Source organism: Pseudomonas sp. JC1203 (assembly GCF_056175065.1).
Genome location: NZ_JBWCAM010000010.1, coordinates 1 through 18,657 on the forward strand (window position 1 = coordinate 1; position 18,657 = coordinate 18,657).

The window sequence follows — 18,657 nt, forward strand, 5'->3', positions numbered from 1 at the left end:
TGTTTTGGGCCCCAACACGCGCGCTGGCAAGCCAGCTCCCACAAATGAAATGCGTGTTCGAATCCTGTTTTGTTACTGCCCACGAATGGACACACCATGGACCTGACACCCCGCGAAAAAGACAAGATGCTGATCTTCACCGCCGGCCTCGTGGCCGAGCGCCGCCTGGCACGTGGCGTGAAGCTCAACTACCCGGAAACCATGGCCTACATCTCGGCAGCGCTGCTGGAAGGCGCCCGCGACGGCCAGACCGTGGCCCAGTTGATGCACTTCGGCACCACCCTGCTGACCCGCGACCAGGTGATGGAAGGCATCCCGGAAATGATCCCCGAGATCCAGGTGGAAGCCACCTTCCCCGACGGCACCAAGCTGGTCACCGTCCACCAACCCATCGCCTGAGGCCTGCCATGACTTACCGCGTTCGCGACGCTGTACACGCCGACCTGCCCGGCATCCGCGACATCTACAACGACGCCGTGGCCAACACCACGGCCATCTGGAACGAGCAGCCGGTAGACCTGGGCAACCGCCAGGCCTGGTACAGCGCGCGCCAGTCCCAGCACTACCCCATTCTGGTGGCGGTCGACGCCAACGATGCCGTGCTGGGCTACGCTTCATTTGGTGACTGGCGTCCCTTCCAGGGTTTCCGCCAGACCGTCGAACACTCGGTCTACGTGCGCAACGATCAACAAGGCAAGGGCCTGGGGCCCACGTTGATGAAGGCCTTGATCGAACGCGCGCGCGGCTGTGACAAACACGTGATGGTGGCCGCCATCGAAAGTGGCAACGCGGCCTCCATCCGTCTGCACGAGCGCCTGGGTTTCACGATCACGGGGCAGATGCCACAAGTGGGCAGCAAGTTCGGCCGCTGGCTGGACCTGACCTTCATGCAACTGATCCTGAACCCGGGCGCCGAACCTTCCCCGACTCCCGTGGAGTAAGCCGCCATGAATGCCGCCCAATTGCGCCGCGTCACCGTTGAAAGCTTCGCCCACTACCGCCAGGGCCTGGTCGAGTTGCTGCTGGACTCGGTCAAGCAGGGGGCCTCCATCGGCTTCCTCGCCGACCTGGATGCGCACGAAGCCAACAGTTATCTGGATGAAGTGAAGAACCGCATCGCCATCAACGACCTGGTGCTGTGGACGGTGGTCAAGGACGAACAGGTCCTGGCCAGCGCGCAATTGGTGTTCTGCAAGCGGGTAAACGGCCTGAACCGCGCCGAGGTGCAAAAGCTGATGGTGCGCTCCGACGCCCAGCGGCGCGGCATGGGCCAGCAACTGATGGAAGCGGTGGAAGTGGCCGCCCGCCAGTACAAGCGCGGCCTGCTGCACCTGGACACCGAGGCCGGCTCGCCCGCCGAGGCCTTCTACCTGGCGCAGGGCTACAAGCGCGCCGGGCAGATCCCCGGCTTCGCCTGCCGCCCGGACGGCGAATACACCGCCACGGCGTTTTTCTACAAGACTCTCTGAAGGAAGCCTGAATGATCCCCGGCCAATACCAGATCCAACCCGGCGACATCGAGCTCAACGTCGGCCGCCGCACCCTCAGCCTGACGGTGGCCAACAGCGGCGACCGGCCCATCCAGGTGGGCTCGCACTACCACTTCTTCGAAACCAACGACGCCCTCACCTTCGACCGGGCCGCCAGCCGCGGCATGCGCCTGAACATCCCGGCCGGCACCGCCGTGCGTTTCGAGCCGGGCCAGAGCCGCGAGGTGGAGCTGGTGGACCTGGCCGGCCAGCGCCGCGTGTTCGGCTTCGCCGGCCGCGTCATGGGCGACCTGTAAGGCCCCCGCGGGGTCAGGAAATTGGAATTCAAAGGCAGACAATGAAAATCTCGAGACAAGCCTACGCCGACATGTTCGGCCCCACCGTCGGCGACAAGGTGCGCCTGGCCGACACCGACCTGTGGATAGAAGTTGAAAAGGACTTCACCACCTACGGCGAGGAAGTGAAATTCGGTGGCGGCAAGGTGATCCGCGACGGCATGGGCCAGGGCCAACTGCTGGCCGCCGAAGTAGTCGACACGCTGATCACCAACGCGCTGATCATCGACCACTGGGGCATCGTCAAGGCCGACGTGGGCCTGAAGGACGGTCGCATCGCCGCCATCGGCAAGGCCGGCAACCCGGATATCCAGCCGGACGTTACCATCGCCATCGGCGCCAGCACCGAAGTGATCGCCGGCGAGGGCATGATCCTCACCGCCGGCGGCATCGACACCCACATTCACTTCATCTGCCCGCAGCAGATCGAAGAAGCGCTGATGAGCGGCGTCACCACCATGATCGGCGGCGGCACCGGCCCTGCCACCGGCACCAACGCCACCACCTGCACCTCGGGCCCGTGGCACATGGCGCGCATGCTGCAGGCGGCCGATTCATTCCCAATGAACATCGGCTTCACCGGCAAGGGCAACGCCAGCCTGCCCGAGCCGTTGATCGAGCAGGTGAAGGCCGGCGCCATCGGCCTCAAGCTGCACGAAGACTGGGGCACCACGCCTGCGGCCATCGACAACTGCCTGAGCGTGGCCGACCAGTACGACGTGCAGGTGGCCATCCACACCGACACCCTCAACGAGTCGGGCTTCGTGGAAACCACTCTGGGCGCCTTCAAGGGCCGCACCATCCACACCTACCACACCGAAGGCGCCGGCGGCGGCCATGCCCCCGACATCATCAAGGCCTGCGGTTTCCCCAACGTGCTGCCCAGCTCCACCAACCCGACCCGGCCGTTCACCCGCAACACCATCGACGAACACCTGGACATGCTGATGGTGTGCCACCACCTGGACCCCAGCATCGCCGAGGACGTGGCCTTCGCCGAAAGCCGCATCCGCCGCGAGACCATCGCCGCCGAGGACATCCTGCACGACTTGGGCGCGTTCTCCATGATCAGCTCCGACAGCCAGGCCATGGGCCGCGTGGGCGAGGTGGTGACGCGCACCTGGCAGACCGCCGACAAGATGAAAAAGCAGCGCGGCCCGCTGGCCGAGGACGCGCCGGGCAACGACAACTTCCGCGCCAAGCGCTACATCGCCAAGTACACCATCAACCCGGCCATCACCCACGGCATCAGCCATGAGGTGGGCTCCATCGAGATTGGCAAATGGGCTGACCTGGTGCTGTGGCGCCCGGCGTTCTTCGGCGTCAAGCCGACGCTGATCCTCAAGGGCGGCGCCATCGCGGCCAGCCTGATGGGCGACGCCAATGCCTCGATCCCTACCCCGCAGCCCGTACACTACCGGCCGATGTTCGCCAGCTACGGCGGTTCGCGCCATGCCACCAGCATCACCTTCATCAGCCAGGCAGCGCTGGACGCCGGCGTGCCGGAGCAGCTGGGGTTGAAGAAACAGATTGGCGTGGTGAAGGGTTGCCGCACGGTGAAGAAGACCGACCTGATTCACAACGGCTACCTGCCGGCGATCGACGTCGACCCGCAGACCTACCAGGTGAAGGCCGATGGCGTGCTGCTGTGGTGTGAACCGGCGGAGACATTGCCGATGGCGCAGCGGTATTTCCTGTTCTAAACGCAAACCCTGTGGGAGCTGGTTTACCAGCGAGTTTCCAGGGCCTCAAAGGCTCGCTGGCAAGCCAGCTCCCACAGTTATCCGCTCTGCCAGCATCAGCCTTGGACGTACCGCCCCAGGCGCTGGCGCAGCCGGGCGTTTTCGGCGCGCAGGTCGCGGACTTCTTCCAGCAACTCCAGCGCCAGCGCCACGCCTTCCCACTCCAGGTCCAGGTCGTGGTGCAGCTTGGCTGCGCGCCGCGCGATCAATGGGGAAAAGTCGTCAAACAACCATTCCTCCGGGGACCGTCCCGTAGGTTCCACTATGCCGTGCTCGACGATTTCAATCACATAGGCCGCCGACATATCGGTGGCCTGACAGAACGCTTGCATGTCCAGTTGAACGTAGCGGGACGTTTCCATGATTAACGACTCCAGTTGGCTCGGGGGTCGAATGCCGCCTTCTCCGACAGGGTTTTCCACAGCGCTTGCGTGGCTTCGTCGGCGTGCGGGGGCATCACCACTTTCAGTTGTGCGTACAGGTCACCGCGCTCGCCCTGCTTGCGCTGCAGGCCATTGCCCTTCACGCGCAGGCGCTGGCCGCTCTGGCTGTCGGGGCGGATGGTGAGGTTGATGCGCCCGGTGAGGGTCGGCACCGCCACCTTGGTGCCCAGCGCCGCTTCCCACGGCGCCAGCGGCACGGTGATGATCAGGTCATGGTCTTCCACGTCGAACATCGGGTGCGGGGCGAACCGCACAATCAGGTACAGGTCGCCGTTCGCACCACCGCCCACGCCGGGCGCGCCCTGGCCCTTGAGGCGGATGCGCTCGCCGTCGGTGACACCGGCCGGGATCTTCACGTTGAGGGTCTTGGTGGTGTGCCCGGTCTGCTGGCCGGCAGCGTTGTACTGCGGCACCTGGAAGCTGATCTGCTTCGACTCGTTGGCCAGGGTTTCCTCGAGGAACACTGCAAGTTCCATTTCCACGTCTTGTCCTCGCCGCCCGGCGCTGCGTTGCTGGCCGCGGCCAAAGGGGTTGCCGTTGCCATTGCCGCCACGCCCGGCCGAGCCGAAGATGGAGCTGAAGAAATCGGAAAAATCGCCGGCGCTTTCCTCGAAGCCGCCGCCACCACGGCCCTGCCAGCCTGGCGGGCCCTGGAACGGACGGCCATGCTGGCCGTACTTGCGAATCTCGTCGTATTCGGCACGCTTGTCGGCGTTGCTCAGCGCTTCGTAGGCCTCGGAAGCCTCCTTGAATTTCTCCTCGGCGTTCTTTTCCTTGCTGACGTCGGGGTGATATTTGCGTGCCAGCTTGCGGTAGGCGGTCTTGATCTCCTTCTCGTCCGCTGTCGGCTCCACGCCCAATATCTTGTAGTAGTCTTTGAAGTCCATCGAAGGATCACCATCCGTTTATCGGGATCGCGCGGTCAGTCCACATAGTGTAGAGACCTGGCGATGGGGTGTAAGTTTATCGACTGCCGGTACCCTTTGCTGAAGCGGCAAAGGCGCAGTCGTGGGGAATGACTGCAAGATTGGGGGCCCGGGGCGCGCTTTCAAGGTGTGACCGTGCGGCAATTAAACGCCCCATGGCCTTGATTATCGCTACCACTGGCATACACTGCGCGGCCGTTTTTTGCACAGAATCCGGCAACGACATGACCAATCAAACCCCGGCCCGCGCCTGCGGCATCGACTTCGGCACCTCCAACTCCACCGTCGGCTGGCACCGACCGGACGTCGAAACCCTGATTGCGCTGGAAGACGGCAAGATCACCCTGCCGTCGGTGGTGTTCTTCAACATCGAAGAGCGCCGCCCGGTGTACGGCCGCCTGGCACTGCACGAGTACCTGGAAGGCTACGAAGGCCGCCTGATGCGCTCGCTCAAGAGCCTGCTGGGCTCCAAGCTGATCAAGCACGACACCAGCGTGCTGGGCACCGCCCTGCCGTTCAAGGACCTGCTGGGCATGTTCATCGGCGAGCTGAAAAAGCGCGCCGAAGCCAACGCCGGCCGCGCCTTCGACGAGGTGGTGCTGGGCCGCCCGGTGCACTTCGTCGACGACGACAAGGCCGCCGACCAGGAAGCCCAGGACACGCTGGAAGAAGTGGCGAAGAAAATCGGCTTCAAGGACGTGTCGTTCCAGTTCGAGCCCATTGCCGCGGCATTCGACTACGAGTCCACCATCCAGCGCGAAGAGCTGGTGCTGATCGTCGACATCGGCGGTGGTACCTCGGACTTCTCGCTGATTCGCCTGGCCCCCGAGCGCCACAACATCGACGACCGCCACAGTGACATCCTGGCCACCGGCGGCGTGCACATCGGCGGTACCGACTTCGACAAGCAATTGAGCCTGCAAGGCGTGATGCCGCTGTTCGGCTACGGCAGCCGCATGAAAAGCGGCGCGTTCATGCCCACCAGCCACCACATGAACCTGGCCACCTGGCACACCATCAACTCGGTGTACTCGCAGAAATCCCAGCTGGCGCTGGGCAGCATGCGCTACGACATCGAGGACACCGCCGGCATCGACCGCCTGTTCAAGCTGATCGACCAGCGCGCCGGCCACTGGCTGGCCATGGAAGTGGAAGAGACCAAGATCCAGCTGACCCAGGCCGAAAACCGCCTGGTACCGCTGGACCGCATTGAGCGCGGCCTGAGCGTGGACATGACCCGCGCGCTGTTCGAGTCGTCCATCGACACCCTGCTGGAGCGTGTGCGGGGCAGCGTGACGGCGCTGCTGAACGACGCCGGCGTGGGCGTTGCCCAGGTCGATACGGTGTTCTTCACCGGTGGTTCCAGCGGCATTCCGGCGCTGCGCAACAGCGTGGCGGCCATGCTGCCCAACGCCCGCCATGTGGAAGGCAACATCTTCGGCAGCATCGGCAGCGGTTTGGCCATCGAGGCGCGCAAGCGTTACGGCTAAGCCTCTGAGGGGGCCGTGGGAGCTGGCTTGCCAGCGAGCTCTTGAGGCCCCTGAAAGCTCGCTGGCAAGCCAGCTCCCACAGGTCCAGCGTTACACCAACTCGGCGCGGCGCAGTTCGCTTTTCAGATACGCATAGTAGATCGGCCCCGCCACCACGCCCGGCAAGCCGAACGCCGCCTCGAAGATCAGCATCGCCAGCAGCAACTCCCACGACTTGGCCCGGATCTGGCTACCGACGATTCGCGCGTTGAGGAAATATTCCAGCTTGTGAATCAGGATCAGCCAGCCCAGGGCTGCCGCCGCTACCCAGATCGACACCGACAGGGCGATGGTGGTGATCAGCGCGTTGGAAATCAGGTTGCCGATCACCGGCAGCAGGCCAAGGATGAAGGTCAGCACCACCATGGTCTTGTGCAGCGGCAGCTTGATGCCGCACAACGGCAGGATGACCAACAGGAACACCGAGGTAAACACGGTATTCAGGGCGGCGATCTTGATCTGCGCGAAGACGATGTTGCGGAACGCCTGCACCAGCAGGGTCAGGCGCACCAGCAGGGCACCGGCCAGCGGTTTGTTGTCGGCATCGGGCGGAATGCGGTTCAAGGCCACGATGGCGCCCAGCACCATGCCGATCAGCAGGGTGACGAAGGTGCGCACGGCGTCCTTGCCCACCAGTTGCAATTCAGCCAGGTGCTTGCTGACCCAGTCGCTGATGGCCGAGCGGAATTCGCCGACGTTGGCCGGCAGGTAGGCATCGATGGACGGCGGCAGCTGCCCACGGGCGCGGTTCAGCACGTCCATGAACTTGTCGAGGAAGGCCCCGGGGTTTTCCGCCTCGTGCATCAGGAAACTGATGGCCAGGGCGAAGATCACCGCCAACAGGCTGACGATCACCGTGCCCAGCAGGGCCACGGCCACCCAGCGCGCGCGCGGCCCGGATATCAGGTGCTCAAGCTTGGGCGTGAGCATGTTGACCAACTCGTACACCAGCAAGCCTGCCAGCAGGCTGGGCAGCAGGCGCAAAGGCATCACCAGCAGCAGACCACCAAACATGATGATCAAGCTGGCCCATAACACGTGACGCTGGGAAAACGTTGGCATACAGCCTCGAACACGTACGACATGGAAGGACCCGGCAGTCTGCCAGCGTTCGCCTGGCAGGGCCAGTGGCGTCCTGTGGGAGCTGGCTTGCCCGCGAGCTGTTGAGGCCCGAAAAGCTCGCTGGCCAGCCAGCTCCCCCAAGGGTCGTCGTGCGCGAGACTATTTTTTCAGGCAACTGCTCATGAAGGTCTTGCGCGCGTCGCCGCTCAGGTTCTGGGTCTTGGCGGTGGCGTTGCAGGTGGTCATTTTCTGCTGCTGCGGGGTCAGGGTCTTGGTCGTGGAAGCCGCCGGCGCGGCCTTGAGGCAGGTGCTCATGTACGTCTTGCGCTCATCGCCCTTGAGGCCCTTGGTGGTGGCGTCGGCGTTGCAGGTGGTCATCTTGTTCTGTTGCGCGGTGGCGGCGAAGCCTTGTGAACACAGCAGCAGGCCGAGCACCAGCAGGGGCACGTGCAGCATCTTCATGGAGTTTTCTCCTTGGCGCCGCGCTGGGCCGCGCGGCCTCGCCTGAAGTGTAGACAAACTTTGCAACAGCCCCTGCGGCGCAGATTGTCGGATTCGCAGGGTCGGTTGACCGCTTGGCGGTAGGTGCCGGTGGCGCGAAGCGGGGATAATCGCGCCTTATCGACTGACAGGCGTTCCCCATGCAATACGCGTTTCCGTTGCTGGCCATTCTGATCTGGGCCGGCAACACCGTAATCAACAAGATGGCCGTAGGTGCCATCTTCCCCGCCGAGATCGGCTTCTACCGCTGGCTGCTGGCCGGCCTGCTGTTCACCCCCTTCCTGCTGCCCAAGGTGTGGGCCAACCGCGCCGCGATCCGCCCGCACCTGGGCAAGGTCTTCGTGCTGGGCCTGCTGGGCATGGCGGTGTACCAGAGCCTGGCGTATTTCGCCGCGGCGCTGACCAGCGCCACCAACATGGGCATCATCCTCTCGCTGATGCCGCTGATGTCCCTGGCCCTGGCTATCGTCGCCCTGGGCCAGCGCCTCACCGCCGGCGCGCTGTTCGGTGCGGTGCTGTCGCTGGGCGGGGTGCTGGTGGTGGTTTCGGCCGGGCAACTGGGCAATCTGCTGGCCCACGGCCTGAACCGTGGCGACGCGATGATGCTGCTGGCCACCCTGGCCTACGCGGTGTACAGCACGCTGCTGAAGAAATGGCAGCTGCGCCTGCCGGCCCTGCAACTGCTGTATTTGCAGGTGCTGGTGGCCATCATCGTGCTGCTGCCGCTGTACGTGCTGTCGCCCAAGGTGGGCCTGGGCATGGGCAACATCGGCCTGGTGCTGTATGCCTGCCTACTGGCCTCCATGGTTGCGCCGCTGGCGTGGATGCAGGCGGTCAGCCGCCTGGGCCCCAGCCGCACCACGCTGTTCTTCAACCTGCTGCCGCTGATCACCGCGCTGATCGCCGCCGCCGTACTGCATGAGCAACTGGCGCTGTACCACCTGGTGGGCGGCCTGCTGACCCTGGGCGGGGTCATTCTGGCCGAGCGCTGGACCACGCCGCTGGGCTGCGCCCGCGCCCTTGCCTAAAGCCCTGCCTGCGCCAACCGGGCGGCATGTTCAGTGAACAGCCGCACCGGCTCTGCGCCCTTGCCTACCAGGCCCAGCGACTGGTTGACGATGTCCAGGTGGTCCATGGGGTAGTCGTCGCCGATCACCTGGCCCAGGTGCGAGCTGAAGCGCCCCACCATGCCGTCGCACTGCCCCGCCTCGCGCACGAAGGTGCGGGCAAACAGCTTGCAGCTGCGGTGCGAGCCATCCAGGCGGTTGCCGCCGCCATCGGCCAGCGGGTTCTGCAGCACACCCGACCATGAGTAATACCGCACCCCGTTTACCAGCGGCTCGCCCTGCCCACCCCAGGTGGCCGGGATACCCTGGGGATAAGCCTGATTGAAGCGCGCCACGCCGGCGCAGGTCAGCGAGTTGTGCGAGGCGTGCACATCGATGGGCAGGATAGGCCCGCGCCAGCCGGTCTCCAGCGCCCCCATCAGCAGCCCCAGCACGTGCAGCAAAAAATGCAGCAGGCGCCCGCCCACCGAGTGGTGCGGGTAGCGGCGCTCCAGGTAGTCGGCCAACTCGGAGCCATGGTTGGGCCCGGCCACCGAGGTCACCGAGGCTACCCACTCCGGGCGCTTGGCCGCGGCATAGCGGGCGGTCAGCGCGCCCTGGCTGTGGCCGATGAGGTTGACCCTGGCGGCGCCTGTCTCGTGGCGTATGCGCTGGATGATCAGCAACAGCTGCTCGCCACGTACCTCGGTGCTGTTGATCGGCGACACCTGCACCGGAAACACCTGCGCGCCGCCGCGCCGCAGCGCCCGGACGATGCCGAACCAGTAGGGGTACAGCAGCAGCCGGACGAAACCGAGCATGCCGGGCACCAGAATAATGGGGTAGCGCGTGGCGCCGGGCTTGGCCATGGGGGGCATCCTTGAGGGGCAAGCCAACATACTAGCGCACTGACATCGAACTCCTGCGCAGCGCCGTTGCCCCAATACTACGGGGCCACTATTGGCTCATTCGAAGGAGCGACACCTATGTACAAGCAAACCCTGGCTGCAGTGTGCGTAATGGCTTCACTGGCGGGCTGCGCCAACCATAAGGTCGAAAACCCCGTGGACTTCGTCACCTACCGCAACGAGCCGCTGGTCAAGCAGGTGGACACCGGCATGACCATGCAGCAGGTCATCGCCATCGGCGGTACCCCGTCCAGTGTGGTGGATGGCAACGGCAAGACTGCCGCCGGCACCTGCAACAACTACGTGCTCAACACTGACGGCAAGCAGCAGGCCTACTACGTGAGCTTCGACGGCACCGGCCACGTGGACAGCAAGGGTTTCATGACCTGCGACCAGCGCAAGGCCAACCTCAAGGCCATGCCCTGATGTCGCACGGATAAAACTTTCCGGTGCGCCGCGCACTCACACCTCTGAACCGATCAAGCCGGGCGCCCGTCAGCCACTGATGGGCGCGATAGAGCCAGACGGCCACAACCGTATAGCCTGGAGATTGTCATGACTATTGCACTGACCGACAAGAACACCCTGCGTGAAACCGCTCGCAAGAACGTTGACCAAGGCGCGGTGACCGAAGGCTACGACGCCGACCGCCAGGAAGTGTTGCGCCTGCTCAACGATTCGCTGGCCACGGAGCTGGTGTGCGTGCTGCGCTACAAACGCCACTACTACATGGCCAAGGGCGTGAAAGCCCATGTGGCCGCCGAGGAATTCCTGGAGCACGCCGGCCAGGAAGCCGAGCACGCCGACAAGCTGGCCGAGCGCATCGTGCAGCTGGGTGGCGAGCCGGACTTCAACCCCGACAGCCTCAGCAGCCGCTCCCACGCCGAATACAAGCCGGGCAGCAACCTCAAGGAGATGGTGTACGAGGACCTGGTGGCCGAGCGTATCGCCATCGACAGCTACCGCGAGATCATTCAGTACATCGGCGACAAGGACCCTACCTCGCGCCGCCTGTTCGAAGAGATCCTGGCGCAGGAAGAAGAACACGCCGATGACATGGCGGATATTCTGGATGGGCTGTAAACAGCACTCTGCATAACCGAAAACGCGGCCAATGGCCGCGTTTTTTAATGGTCAACGGGTACTGGGTACTGTTTTCGGCGCTTTACCCGCCTTCATCTGCTCCAGCAACGGCGTGCACTGGTTCGGCTCGCCACCGCTGGGTGCCACCAACGCCAACAACCCCGCCGCCGGGGCCGCCACCACGCCCAGGGCAATCATGCCTGCGCCACGCAGCAGCAACGGTACCGCTTGCACGCCAGCGCTGGGCTTGGCGAACGGCCCGCGCACGTACAGCGGCGAGCGCAGCGACAGCAGGCGGAAGCCCTTGGATTCCGGGGTGATCTTCAGGTCAAGCTGCTCGGTCTTGAAGTTCACCGTGCCATCGATATAGATAATCGCGTTCTCGGTGTCGAACACGAACAGCCGCGGCGCTGCCAGGCCATCCTTGATGCCCAGGTCGGCGGCGGCGCAGTTGATCTTCACTTCCTTGTCGCCAAAGATCTTGCCCATCACGTAGTTGCCCACGTTCAGCCCGGCAATTTCCATCAGGCTGCGGCTGACGGCGCCATCGTTGATCAGCAGCTTGAGGTCGCCGTTGGCGCTGCCGAGCAAGGCCGCCACCGAGTTGCCGGTGCCGGCGATGTCGGCATCACCATTGAGCTGGCCGAAGCTGGTCTTCATTGGTTCAAAGGTAGGGAACAGCTGCTTGAGCTGGAAGCCGCGCGCGGTCAACTTGGCGCGGCCCTGCAGCGGGGTGGTGCGGCCGTTGAGGCCGATCTGCGCGTCGAGCTTGCCACCGGCCACGCCAAAGCGCAGGGGTTGCAGGTTCAGCTGGCCGTCATCGAGCACCACGTGGGTGTAGAGGTCGGTGAACGGCAGCTCCTTGCTTTGCACGATTTTCCGGCCAGTGAATTCCACATCGGCGTCCATGGTGCGCCAGCGCTCCGTGCGGAACTCTTCCACCGGCAGCACCTTGCCCGCTGGTTGCTTGCTTTCGCTGCCGCGCGCGGCCTGCTTGGCGTTGGAATCGGCGCCGATCAGCGGCGCCAGGTCGGTGAACAGCAGCTGGTTGGACACCAGCTTGCCGGTCAGCTTGGGCCGCGGCTGGCTGGCGACGAAGCTCAGGTCGCCGTGAATGTCGCTGTTGCCGATCTTGCCGTTGAAACCCTGGTAATCGAAGGTGGCGCCAGTAGGCTCATGCAGCTTGGCCTGCAAATGGCCGTCGGTGGAATAAGGTGGCGAGTCGGGCAGCGTCACCCCGGTCAGCGGGTACAACTTGCTCAGGCTGGCACCTTCAAGCTTCAGGCGCAGGTCCAGGGCGCCGAGGTTGCGCGGGTCGGTCAGGGTGCCGGCCACGGCCACGTGGGTGTCGGCAATGCGCACGTCAGCCTGCACCGGGAACGGCTTGGCCGCGTCCTGCAGCGCCAGCAGGCCGCCGATCTTGCCGGTGCCGTTCACCGGCTGGTCTTTGTAGCGGCCGGTGACCTTGAAGCCGAACGCGTAGTCCTGGGCGGTGGCACCCTGGTCGCTGACCTTCTTCGCCGCGCCGCTGCCGACGATGTCGCTGAACGGAATGGGCTTGCCCAGCGGGTCGATCAGCACGTCGGCGTGGGCCTTCAGGGTCACGTCGTCGTACACCACGTGGCCTTTGTCGAACCCGATGGCGCCAATGTCCATCACCCACTTCGATGGTTCGGCGTTGGGGTCTTTCGGCCCGAAGTCGAAGCTCCAGTTGGCACGCCCGTCCGCCAGGCGTTGCAGGTTGGCCTCCGGCTGGGTCAGGTCAATGCGCGGAATGACAATGCGCTCGGCCAGCAGCGGCAGCGGCGACAGGCGGAACTGCACGCGCTTGAGGCCGACCATCTGCGGCTCTTTCGACCACTCGGGGTTACCCAGGGTCAGGTCCTCGGCCTCGAGGTGCGGCCACGGCACCCACGCGCGCCAGCCACCCTCGTCAGGCTCGCGGCCCCAATGCACGGCCAGGTTGCCGTTGATGGCGAACGGGCGGTGCAGGGCTTCGGACACCTTCGCGTTGAGCGTCGGCTTCACCCGGTTCCAGTCAAAGGTGGCGATGACCACCACCAGTACGACGATCAGCAGCACCAGGGTGCCGACTGTCCAGGCCAGGATCTTGCGGGGGCGCGTCATGCACGAATCTCCAAGTGACAGCAGGCCGGAAACGGCGGCCTGCCTGGTTGCAGCATTTACCTTAGGACTGGCAAACCGCCCGGGGGTTTAACCCGATTGATGAAATCCGCCGATCACTTTCATCGATGGGCGTTCCATGAAAGCGCAGCCGCGCCGGAAAATCCCCGTGGCGGTGCACGCAAAACCCGCGTAAGGCCTTGATTAGACGGCCCCAAGGCAAACAATCAATTCCGTTGATTGTTACCATTGTCCTTATGAACTTTTATATCTAATTCTCAAGAGTAGCATTGGCTTCGTACCCACTTTTCAGCCCTCCAAAGGAGCGCCAAATCATGAAACGCCAATTGCTGCTGACCCTGACCCTCTCTGTACTGGCCGCCAACGTATTCGCCGCCAGCAACGTTCAACAACCCGCCGTGCAGCACAGCGCTGCCGTAATCGTGGCCCAGGACGGTTCTGACCGCACCCTGAACCGTGTTGCCCAAGATGGTTCCGACCGCACCCTGAACCGTGTTGCTCAAGACGGTTCCGATCGCACCCTGAACCGCGTTGCCCAGGATGGTTCCGATCGCACCCTGAACCGCGTTGCCCAAGACGGTTCCGATCGCACCCTGAACCGTGTTGCTCAAGATGGCTCGGACCGCACCCTGAACCGTGTTGCTCAAGATGGCTCGGACCGCACCCTGATCCGTGTTGCCCAGGACGGTTCCGACCGCACCCTGAACCGCGTTGCCCAGGACGGCTCGGACCGCACCCTGAACCGCGTTGCCCAGGACGGCTCGGACCGCACCCTGAATCGCGTTGCCCAGGACGGCTCGGACCGCACTCTGAACCGCGTTGCCCAGGACGGCTCGGACCGCACTCTGAACCGCGTGAGCTAAGCCTTGGCTGCCCTGGAAAAAGCCCGGTCCCTGCACCGGGCTTTGATTTTTCCGCCGATTTGCTAGAGTGCTGCGCTGCCCTTCACAGAATTTTCGCACCATGCTCCCCCGCGCCGAACAGAAACAGCAGACCCGCCACGCCCTCCTCGATGCCGCCAGGCAATTGATCGATGCCGGCCGTGGGTTCGGCAGCATCAGCCTGCGTGAAGTGGCCAAGGCCGCGGGTATCGTGCCCACCGGCTTCTACCGCCATTTCGATGACATGGACCAACTGGGCCTGGCCCTGGTCAATGAAGTGGGCGAAACCTTCCGCGAAACCATCCGCCGCGTGCGCCGCAACGAGTTCGAGCTCAAGGGCCTCACCGACGCCTCGGTGCGCATCTTCCTCGACAGCGTGGCCGCCCACCGCCCGCAATTCGTGTTTCTGGCCCGCGAGCAATACGGCGACTCGCGCCCGGTGCGCCAGGCCCTGACCTGCCTGCGCGACGGCATCAGTTCCGACCTTGCCGCAGACCTTGCGCTGATGCCCAAGTGGCAGCACCTGGACAGCGCCGCCCTGGCGGTGATGGCAGACCTGGTGGTGAAGACCGTGTTCGCCACCTTGCCCGAGCTCATCGACCCGCCCGCCGAGGCCCTACCCCGGCAGTTGTCGCCCCAGGCCAAGATCACCCAGCAGCTGCGCTTCATTTTCATGGGCGCCAAACACTGGCAGGGCCTGAGCAGCATTGACGGCTGACCCAGCTTGGTGCCATACCGGCTGAAGCGCACCAATATGTGACATTTTGCTGCCCCAAGTTCTGGCGCAAGGCCGGCATTCGCAGTGCTCGCATGTTGGCAAGATGCTTGCTGTCAGCAGACTATCGCACTCAGCCGGATGCCTGAAAATGCTGGTGATCCACCGCAGAACCGAGCCAAAACCTGACTGGTCGGCCGAATTACACCTGAATTTCGAAGCGCGCAGCAAAAGCCGCCTGCGCTGTTTTAGTGCCGACGGCGAAGACGTCGGGCTGTTTCTGGAGCGCGGCCAACCGCCGCTGCACGACGGCGAATTCCTCGAAGCCCAGGATGGCCGCGTGGTGAAAGTCGTGGCCCGCCCCGAAACCCTGTTGCACGTCACCTGCAGCAGTGCCTTCGAACTGACCCGCGCCGCCTACCACCTGGGTAACCGCCACGTGGCCCTGCAAGTGGGCGATGGCTGGCTGCGCCTGCTGGACGACTATGTGCTGAAAGCCATGCTCGACCAGCTGGGCGCCACCACCGAGGTCATCGAAGCGCCCTTCCAGCCGGAACACGGCGCCTACGGCGGCGGCCACCACCACTCGCGCCACGGCGAGGAAGACTTCAACTACGCGCCCAAGCTCCACCAGTTCGGCGTGCGCACGTGAACCCGGCCTGGGCCCTGCTGCGCCTGGCCAGCCCGCAATTGCCGATTGGCGGCTACAGCTATTCCCAAGGCCTGGAAATGGCCGTGGAACACGGCACAGTCAAGCAAGCCAACGATGCGCGGCGGTGGATAAGCGACCAGTTGCTGCTCAACCTGGCGCGCTTCGAGGCGCCGTTGCTGCTGGCCCACTGCACCGCGGCGGCTGCCGAAGACTGGCCGGCCCTTCGCCAGCTCAGCGACGAGCACCGCGCCAGCCGCGAAACCCGAGAGCTGGCGCAGGAAAGCCGGCAGATGGGCTACTCGCTCAAGCAACTGCTCGATGGCCTGCCCGAGCTGGACACCCCCGCCCGCGACTTCCTTGCCGCCACGCCCGAGCCGCACCTGGCCCTGGGCTGGGCACTGGCCGCGCGCGCCTGGCACATCAGCCCCGCCGACGCCCTGGCCGCCTGGCTGTGGAGCTGGCTGGAAAACCAATTGGCGGTGCTGATGAAAACCCTGCCGCTGGGCCAGCAAGCCGCCCAGCGCCTGACCACTGAGCTGCTGCCGCTGCTGCAACAGGCCCAGCAGCACGCCAGCGAACTCGACCCCCACCACTACGGCAGCGCCGCGTTTGGCCTGTCCCTGGCGAGCATGGCCCATGAGCGCCAGTACAGCCGCCTGTTCCGTTCCTAGGAGATGACAATAATGAATACCCAGCCCCTGCGTGTCGGCATCGGCGGCCCGGTCGGTTCCGGCAAGACCGCCCTCACCCTGGCCCTGTGCCTGGCCCTGCGCGAGCGCTACAACCTGGCCGTGGTCACCAACGACATCTACACCCGCGAAGACGCCGACTTCCTGGTGCGCAACGAGGCCCTGGCGCCCGAACGCATCATTGGCGTGGAAACCGGTGGCTGCCCGCACACCGCCATCCGCGAGGATGCCTCCATCAACCTGGAGGCCGTGGACCAGCTAAACCGCCGCTTCCCGGGCCTGGACCTGATTCTGGTGGAATCGGGCGGCGACAACCTCTCCGCCACCTTCAGCCCCGAGCTGTCGGACCTGACCATCTATGTGATCGACGTGTCGGCCGGCGACAAGCTGCCCCGCAAGGGCGGCCCGGGCATTTGCAAGTCGGACCTGCTGGTGATCAACAAGATCGACCTGGCGCCGCTGGTGGGCGCCTCGCTGGAGATGATGGACGGCGACACCAAGCGCATGCGCAACGGCAAGCCGTTCGTGTTCAGCAACCAGAAGACCGGCCAGGGCCTTGAAGAGATCATCGCCTTCATCGAACGCCAGGGCCTGCTGACTGCCGCCTGATAACACCACTACAAGGAAGCCCACCCATGACCCTGAAAAAACTCTTCGGCGCCGCCGCCCTGCTGCTCACCCCGGCCCTGGCCTTCGCCCACCCCGGCCACGGCGAACACGGCATCGTCGCCGGCGTGCTGCACCCACTGACCGGCATCGACCACCTGCTGGCCATGCTGGCCGTAGGCCTGTGGGCCGCGCAACAGACCGGCAAGGCGCGCTGGGCGCTGCCCGCCACCTTCGTCGGCACCATGCTGCTGGGCGGCGTGCTGGGCTTTGAAGGCCTGCAGTTGCCGGGCCTGGAAAGCGGCATTGCCGCCTCGGTGCTGGCCCTGGGCCTGGCCGTGGGCCTGGCCATCCGCCCACCGGTAGCCCTGGCCGTTGGCGCCACCGCGCTGTTCGCCCTGTTCCACGGCGTGGCGCACGGCCTGGAGCTGCCGGAGATGTCCAGCCCATGGGCCTACGCTGCCGGTTTCGTTGCCGCTACCGCCGCGCTGCACGCGGTGGGCTACGCCGTGGTACGCCTGCTGCCGCAAGCTGCCAGCCCGCTGGTGCGCATCGCCGGCGCGCTGTCCGCCCTGACCGGCGCGTGGCTGCTGGCTGGTTGATCGATTACCCCCTGTGGGAGCTGGCTTGCCAGCGAGCTGTTGAGGCCGAACAACTCGCTGGCAAGCCAGCTCCCACAAAAACAGTTGCAGCAACGGGGCGCGTCATCCCTGTTACCATGTCGCTCAAACAGCCGCTTTGACGACACCTTTCATGCTCGATCACTCCCCGCAAGCCGCCTTCACCGCCGTGCATGAGCACTTCCTGAAGACCATCGTGCCCCTGTGGCAAGGCCCCGGCTGGAACGCCGACCTGGCACTGCCCTACGAAGCGCTGGCGCCCAACCACACGCCCATGCCGGTGCAACGCTACCGGGCCATGGCCTGCGCACGGCAGCTGTACCTGTTCTCCGGGCTGATCGAGCAACCGGGCGCGCGCGAGCACGCAGCAGCGCTGTTCCGCTCGCTGCAGAAGCACTTCCACGACGCCGAGCACGGTGGCTGGTTCTACAGCATCGACGCCCAGGCGCGGCCGCTGGACCGCACCAAAGACCTGTACACCCACGCGTTCATCATCTTCGCCTGCGCCCACTACTGGCGGCAGTCCCGCGACCCGCTGGCCGAGTCGGTGCTCAACGCCGCGCTCAACGTCGTGGCCACGCGGTTTGCCAGCGACGACGGCCTGTACGAGGCCGCATTGGCCGAAGACTGGGCGCCACTGGGCAGCGGGCCGCTGCAGAACCCGTTGATGCACCTGGCCGAAGCCTTCCTGGCGACCTTGGCGGTGCGTGATGACGAAGCGGTGAGCGAGGCGCTGCTGGCCCTGTGCGCGGCCATGCAGGCACGCTTCGTGGACACCGCTTCAGGGTTCCTGATGGAAAAGCCCTGCGGCGCTGTGGATAACTGGTGGGAACCGGGCCATCAGTTCGAATGGTTCTACCTGCTGGAATCGTCCGAGCTGCTGCGTGGCAGTGACCTGCACGGTTCGCTGGGCAAGGCGTTCGCGCCGTCCGAGCGCATGGGCGTGAAGGATGGCGGCGTATTGTCGATGCTGGACGTGGACGGCGGCGTGCGTGACGCCACCCAGCGCATCTGGGCCCAGGCTGAATACCTGCGGGCACTGACCCTGCGCCCCGGCGGCGATGTGGCCGGGCAGCTGCAGGCGCTGCAAGCGCGCTTCCTGCATGCCGGTGGCTGGCATGAGTGCCGCGATGCCAGCGGGGCGGTGAGCCGGCCGGATATGCCGTCCACCACCCCGTACCACCTGGCTACCTGCTACGAGAGCCTGGCCCAGGCTTAACCACATGTGTGGGAGCTGGCTTGCCAGCGAGCTTTTCAGCGCCATCAAAAGCTCGCCGGCAAGCC

22 protein-coding genes are annotated in these 18,657 nt (G+C 64.9%); 16 read left to right on the top strand and 6 right to left on the bottom strand.

From position 1 onward, the window contains the following. Positions 1 to 96: 96 nt before the first annotated feature. Genes ureA through ureC form a run of 5 tightly spaced genes read left to right on the top strand, consistent with a single transcriptional unit; the run spans position 97 to position 3,528 of the window. Positions 97 to 399 carry an urease subunit gamma gene (gene ureA, locus AC0SZ7_RS16085; RefSeq protein WP_475505307.1) on the top strand — a complete coding sequence of 101 codons (303 nt, stop codon included), beginning with the start codon at positions 97 to 99 and terminating at the stop codon, positions 397 to 399. Between the two features lie 8 nt (positions 400 to 407). Continuing rightward, entirely contained in the window at positions 408 to 941 is a 534-nt protein-coding gene (locus AC0SZ7_RS16090; RefSeq protein WP_475505308.1) for an N-acetyltransferase family protein, read from the top strand. 6 nt (positions 942 to 947) lie between these two features. After that, on the top strand, positions 948 to 1,469 hold the full coding sequence (locus AC0SZ7_RS16095) for a GNAT family N-acetyltransferase (protein ID WP_475505309.1): 522 nt from the start codon (positions 948 to 950) through the stop codon (positions 1,467 to 1,469). 11 nt (positions 1,470 to 1,480) lie between these two features. Next, the gene (locus AC0SZ7_RS16100; RefSeq protein WP_475505310.1) at positions 1,481 to 1,786 is read left to right on the top strand and encodes an urease subunit beta; all 306 of its coding nucleotides are present in this window, start codon (positions 1,481 to 1,483) and stop codon (positions 1,784 to 1,786) included. Positions 1,787 to 1,827: 41 nt separating this feature from the next. Next, positions 1,828 to 3,528: an urease subunit alpha gene (gene ureC / locus AC0SZ7_RS16105; protein WP_475505311.1), complete on the top strand. Its 1,701-nt coding sequence runs from the start codon at positions 1,828 to 1,830 to the stop codon at positions 3,526 to 3,528. Between the two features lie 95 nt (positions 3,529 to 3,623). Here ureC and AC0SZ7_RS16110 read toward each other — a convergent pair whose 3' ends face one another. Together AC0SZ7_RS16110 and cbpA are read right to left on the bottom strand one after the other, a co-directional pair. After that, positions 3,624 to 3,929, bottom strand: coding sequence for a chaperone modulator CbpM (locus AC0SZ7_RS16110; RefSeq protein ID WP_475505312.1), 306 nt, complete (start codon positions 3,927 to 3,929; stop codon positions 3,624 to 3,626). A 2-nt stretch (positions 3,930 to 3,931) separates the two neighbouring features. Then, the gene (cbpA, locus tag AC0SZ7_RS16115) at positions 3,932 to 4,897 is read right to left on the bottom strand and encodes a curved DNA-binding protein (protein ID WP_475505313.1); all 966 of its coding nucleotides are present in this window, start codon (positions 4,895 to 4,897) and stop codon (positions 3,932 to 3,934) included. Between the two features lie 263 nt (positions 4,898 to 5,160). On the opposite strand from cbpA, the gene AC0SZ7_RS16120 reads away from it, so the two are divergent. After that, positions 5,161 to 6,426, top strand: coding sequence for an Hsp70 family protein (locus tag AC0SZ7_RS16120; protein ID WP_475505314.1), 1,266 nt, complete (start codon positions 5,161 to 5,163; stop codon positions 6,424 to 6,426). Positions 6,427 to 6,516: 90 nt separating this feature from the next. Here the strand turns inward: AC0SZ7_RS16120 and AC0SZ7_RS16125 are convergent, their stop codons facing one another. Beyond that, positions 6,517 to 7,527 (bottom strand): AI-2E family transporter, encoded by a 1,011-nt coding sequence (locus tag AC0SZ7_RS16125; RefSeq protein WP_475505315.1) that lies wholly within the window; start codon positions 7,525 to 7,527, stop codon positions 6,517 to 6,519. Between the two features lie 159 nt (positions 7,528 to 7,686). Continuing rightward, positions 7,687 to 7,989: a PsiF family protein gene (locus AC0SZ7_RS16130; RefSeq protein WP_475505316.1), complete on the bottom strand. Its 303-nt coding sequence runs from the start codon at positions 7,987 to 7,989 to the stop codon at positions 7,687 to 7,689. Between the two features lie 179 nt (positions 7,990 to 8,168). On the opposite strand from AC0SZ7_RS16130, the gene AC0SZ7_RS16135 reads away from it, so the two are divergent. Beyond that, positions 8,169 to 9,056, top strand: a complete 888-nt coding sequence (locus tag AC0SZ7_RS16135; protein ID WP_475505317.1) for a DMT family transporter — start codon at positions 8,169 to 8,171, stop codon at positions 9,054 to 9,056. Here AC0SZ7_RS16135 and AC0SZ7_RS16140 read toward each other — a convergent pair. Next, positions 9,053 to 9,943, bottom strand: a complete 891-nt coding sequence (locus tag AC0SZ7_RS16140; protein ID WP_475505318.1) for an esterase/lipase family protein — start codon at positions 9,941 to 9,943, stop codon at positions 9,053 to 9,055. The two genes, AC0SZ7_RS16135 and AC0SZ7_RS16140, sit on opposite strands and share 4 nt — an antisense overlap. A 117-nt stretch (positions 9,944 to 10,060) precedes the next feature. On the opposite strand from AC0SZ7_RS16140, the gene osmE reads away from it, so the two are divergent. Together osmE and AC0SZ7_RS16150 are read left to right on the top strand one after the other, a co-directional pair. After that, positions 10,061 to 10,408, top strand: coding sequence for an osmotically-inducible lipoprotein OsmE (osmE, locus tag AC0SZ7_RS16145; RefSeq protein ID WP_475505319.1), 348 nt, complete (start codon positions 10,061 to 10,063; stop codon positions 10,406 to 10,408). 129 nt (positions 10,409 to 10,537) lie between these two features. Continuing rightward, on the top strand, positions 10,538 to 11,065 hold the full coding sequence (locus AC0SZ7_RS16150; protein ID WP_475505320.1) for a ferritin-like domain-containing protein: 528 nt from the start codon (positions 10,538 to 10,540) through the stop codon (positions 11,063 to 11,065). 51 nt (positions 11,066 to 11,116) lie between these two features. Here AC0SZ7_RS16150 and AC0SZ7_RS16155 read toward each other — a convergent pair whose 3' ends face one another. Beyond that, the gene (locus tag AC0SZ7_RS16155) at positions 11,117 to 13,192 is read right to left on the bottom strand and encodes an AsmA family protein (RefSeq protein ID WP_475505321.1); all 2,076 of its coding nucleotides are present in this window, start codon (positions 13,190 to 13,192) and stop codon (positions 11,117 to 11,119) included. A gap of 332 nt (positions 13,193 to 13,524) precedes the next feature. On the opposite strand from AC0SZ7_RS16155, the gene AC0SZ7_RS16160 reads away from it, so the two are divergent. The 7 genes from AC0SZ7_RS16160 (at position 13,525) to AC0SZ7_RS16190 (ending at position 18,592) form a co-directional block, all read left to right on the top strand. Then, on the top strand, positions 13,525 to 14,073 hold the full coding sequence (locus AC0SZ7_RS16160; RefSeq protein ID WP_475505322.1) for a phage infection protein: 549 nt from the start codon (positions 13,525 to 13,527) through the stop codon (positions 14,071 to 14,073). Between the two features lie 100 nt (positions 14,074 to 14,173). Beyond that, positions 14,174 to 14,809, top strand: coding sequence for a TetR family transcriptional regulator (locus AC0SZ7_RS16165; RefSeq protein WP_475505323.1), 636 nt, complete (start codon positions 14,174 to 14,176; stop codon positions 14,807 to 14,809). Positions 14,810 to 14,957: 148 nt separating this feature from the next. Further along, entirely contained in the window at positions 14,958 to 15,458 is a 501-nt protein-coding gene (gene ureE / locus AC0SZ7_RS16170; RefSeq protein ID WP_475505324.1) for an urease accessory protein UreE, read from the top strand. Beyond that, the gene (locus AC0SZ7_RS16175; protein WP_475505325.1) at positions 15,455 to 16,129 is read left to right on the top strand and encodes an urease accessory protein UreF; all 675 of its coding nucleotides are present in this window, start codon (positions 15,455 to 15,457) and stop codon (positions 16,127 to 16,129) included. The genes ureE and AC0SZ7_RS16175 overlap by 4 nt, the downstream gene beginning before the upstream one ends. 12 nt (positions 16,130 to 16,141) lie before the next feature. Further along, on the top strand, positions 16,142 to 16,756 hold the full coding sequence (ureG, locus tag AC0SZ7_RS16180; RefSeq protein ID WP_416422182.1) for an urease accessory protein UreG: 615 nt from the start codon (positions 16,142 to 16,144) through the stop codon (positions 16,754 to 16,756). 26 nt (positions 16,757 to 16,782) lie between these two features. After that, complete coding sequence (locus AC0SZ7_RS16185) at positions 16,783 to 17,355, top strand: HupE/UreJ family protein (protein ID WP_475505326.1); 573 nt, start codon at positions 16,783 to 16,785, stop codon at positions 17,353 to 17,355. Between the two features lie 151 nt (positions 17,356 to 17,506). After that, positions 17,507 to 18,592: an AGE family epimerase/isomerase gene (locus AC0SZ7_RS16190; RefSeq protein WP_475505327.1), complete on the top strand. Its 1,086-nt coding sequence runs from the start codon at positions 17,507 to 17,509 to the stop codon at positions 18,590 to 18,592. Positions 18,593 to 18,657 lie beyond the last annotated feature (65 nt).

Coding starts and splice junctions, on each gene's coding strand:
- ureC (WP_475505311.1), top strand. CDS start 1,828: ATGAAAATCTCGAGACAAGCCTACGCCGACATGTTCGGCCCCACCGTC.
- AC0SZ7_RS16155 (WP_475505321.1), bottom strand. CDS start 13,192: ATGACGCGCCCCCGCAAGATCCTGGCCTGGACAGTCGGCACCCTGGTG.
- ureG (WP_416422182.1), top strand. CDS start 16,142: ATGAATACCCAGCCCCTGCGTGTCGGCATCGGCGGCCCGGTCGGTTCC.
- AC0SZ7_RS16130 (WP_475505316.1), bottom strand. CDS start 7,989: ATGAAGATGCTGCACGTGCCCCTGCTGGTGCTCGGCCTGCTGCTGTGT.
- AC0SZ7_RS16125 (WP_475505315.1), bottom strand. CDS start 7,527: ATGCCAACGTTTTCCCAGCGTCACGTGTTATGGGCCAGCTTGATCATC.
- ureE (WP_475505324.1), top strand. CDS start 14,958: ATGCTGGTGATCCACCGCAGAACCGAGCCAAAACCTGACTGGTCGGCC.
- AC0SZ7_RS16165 (WP_475505323.1), top strand. CDS start 14,174: ATGCTCCCCCGCGCCGAACAGAAACAGCAGACCCGCCACGCCCTCCTC.
- osmE (WP_475505319.1), top strand. CDS start 10,061: ATGTACAAGCAAACCCTGGCTGCAGTGTGCGTAATGGCTTCACTGGCG.
- cbpA (WP_475505313.1), bottom strand. CDS start 4,897: ATGGACTTCAAAGACTACTACAAGATATTGGGCGTGGAGCCGACAGCG.
- AC0SZ7_RS16120 (WP_475505314.1), top strand. CDS start 5,161: ATGACCAATCAAACCCCGGCCCGCGCCTGCGGCATCGACTTCGGCACC.
- AC0SZ7_RS16140 (WP_475505318.1), bottom strand. CDS start 9,943: ATGGCCAAGCCCGGCGCCACGCGCTACCCCATTATTCTGGTGCCCGGC.
- AC0SZ7_RS16095 (WP_475505309.1), top strand. CDS start 948: ATGAATGCCGCCCAATTGCGCCGCGTCACCGTTGAAAGCTTCGCCCAC.
- AC0SZ7_RS16100 (WP_475505310.1), top strand. CDS start 1,481: ATGATCCCCGGCCAATACCAGATCCAACCCGGCGACATCGAGCTCAAC.
- AC0SZ7_RS16135 (WP_475505317.1), top strand. CDS start 8,169: ATGCAATACGCGTTTCCGTTGCTGGCCATTCTGATCTGGGCCGGCAAC.
- AC0SZ7_RS16160 (WP_475505322.1), top strand. CDS start 13,525: ATGAAACGCCAATTGCTGCTGACCCTGACCCTCTCTGTACTGGCCGCC.
- AC0SZ7_RS16110 (WP_475505312.1), bottom strand. CDS start 3,929: ATGGAAACGTCCCGCTACGTTCAACTGGACATGCAAGCGTTCTGTCAG.
- AC0SZ7_RS16150 (WP_475505320.1), top strand. CDS start 10,538: ATGACTATTGCACTGACCGACAAGAACACCCTGCGTGAAACCGCTCGC.
- AC0SZ7_RS16190 (WP_475505327.1), top strand. CDS start 17,507: ATGCTCGATCACTCCCCGCAAGCCGCCTTCACCGCCGTGCATGAGCAC.
- AC0SZ7_RS16090 (WP_475505308.1), top strand. CDS start 408: ATGACTTACCGCGTTCGCGACGCTGTACACGCCGACCTGCCCGGCATC.
- AC0SZ7_RS16185 (WP_475505326.1), top strand. CDS start 16,783: ATGACCCTGAAAAAACTCTTCGGCGCCGCCGCCCTGCTGCTCACCCCG.
- ureA (WP_475505307.1), top strand. CDS start 97: ATGGACCTGACACCCCGCGAAAAAGACAAGATGCTGATCTTCACCGCC.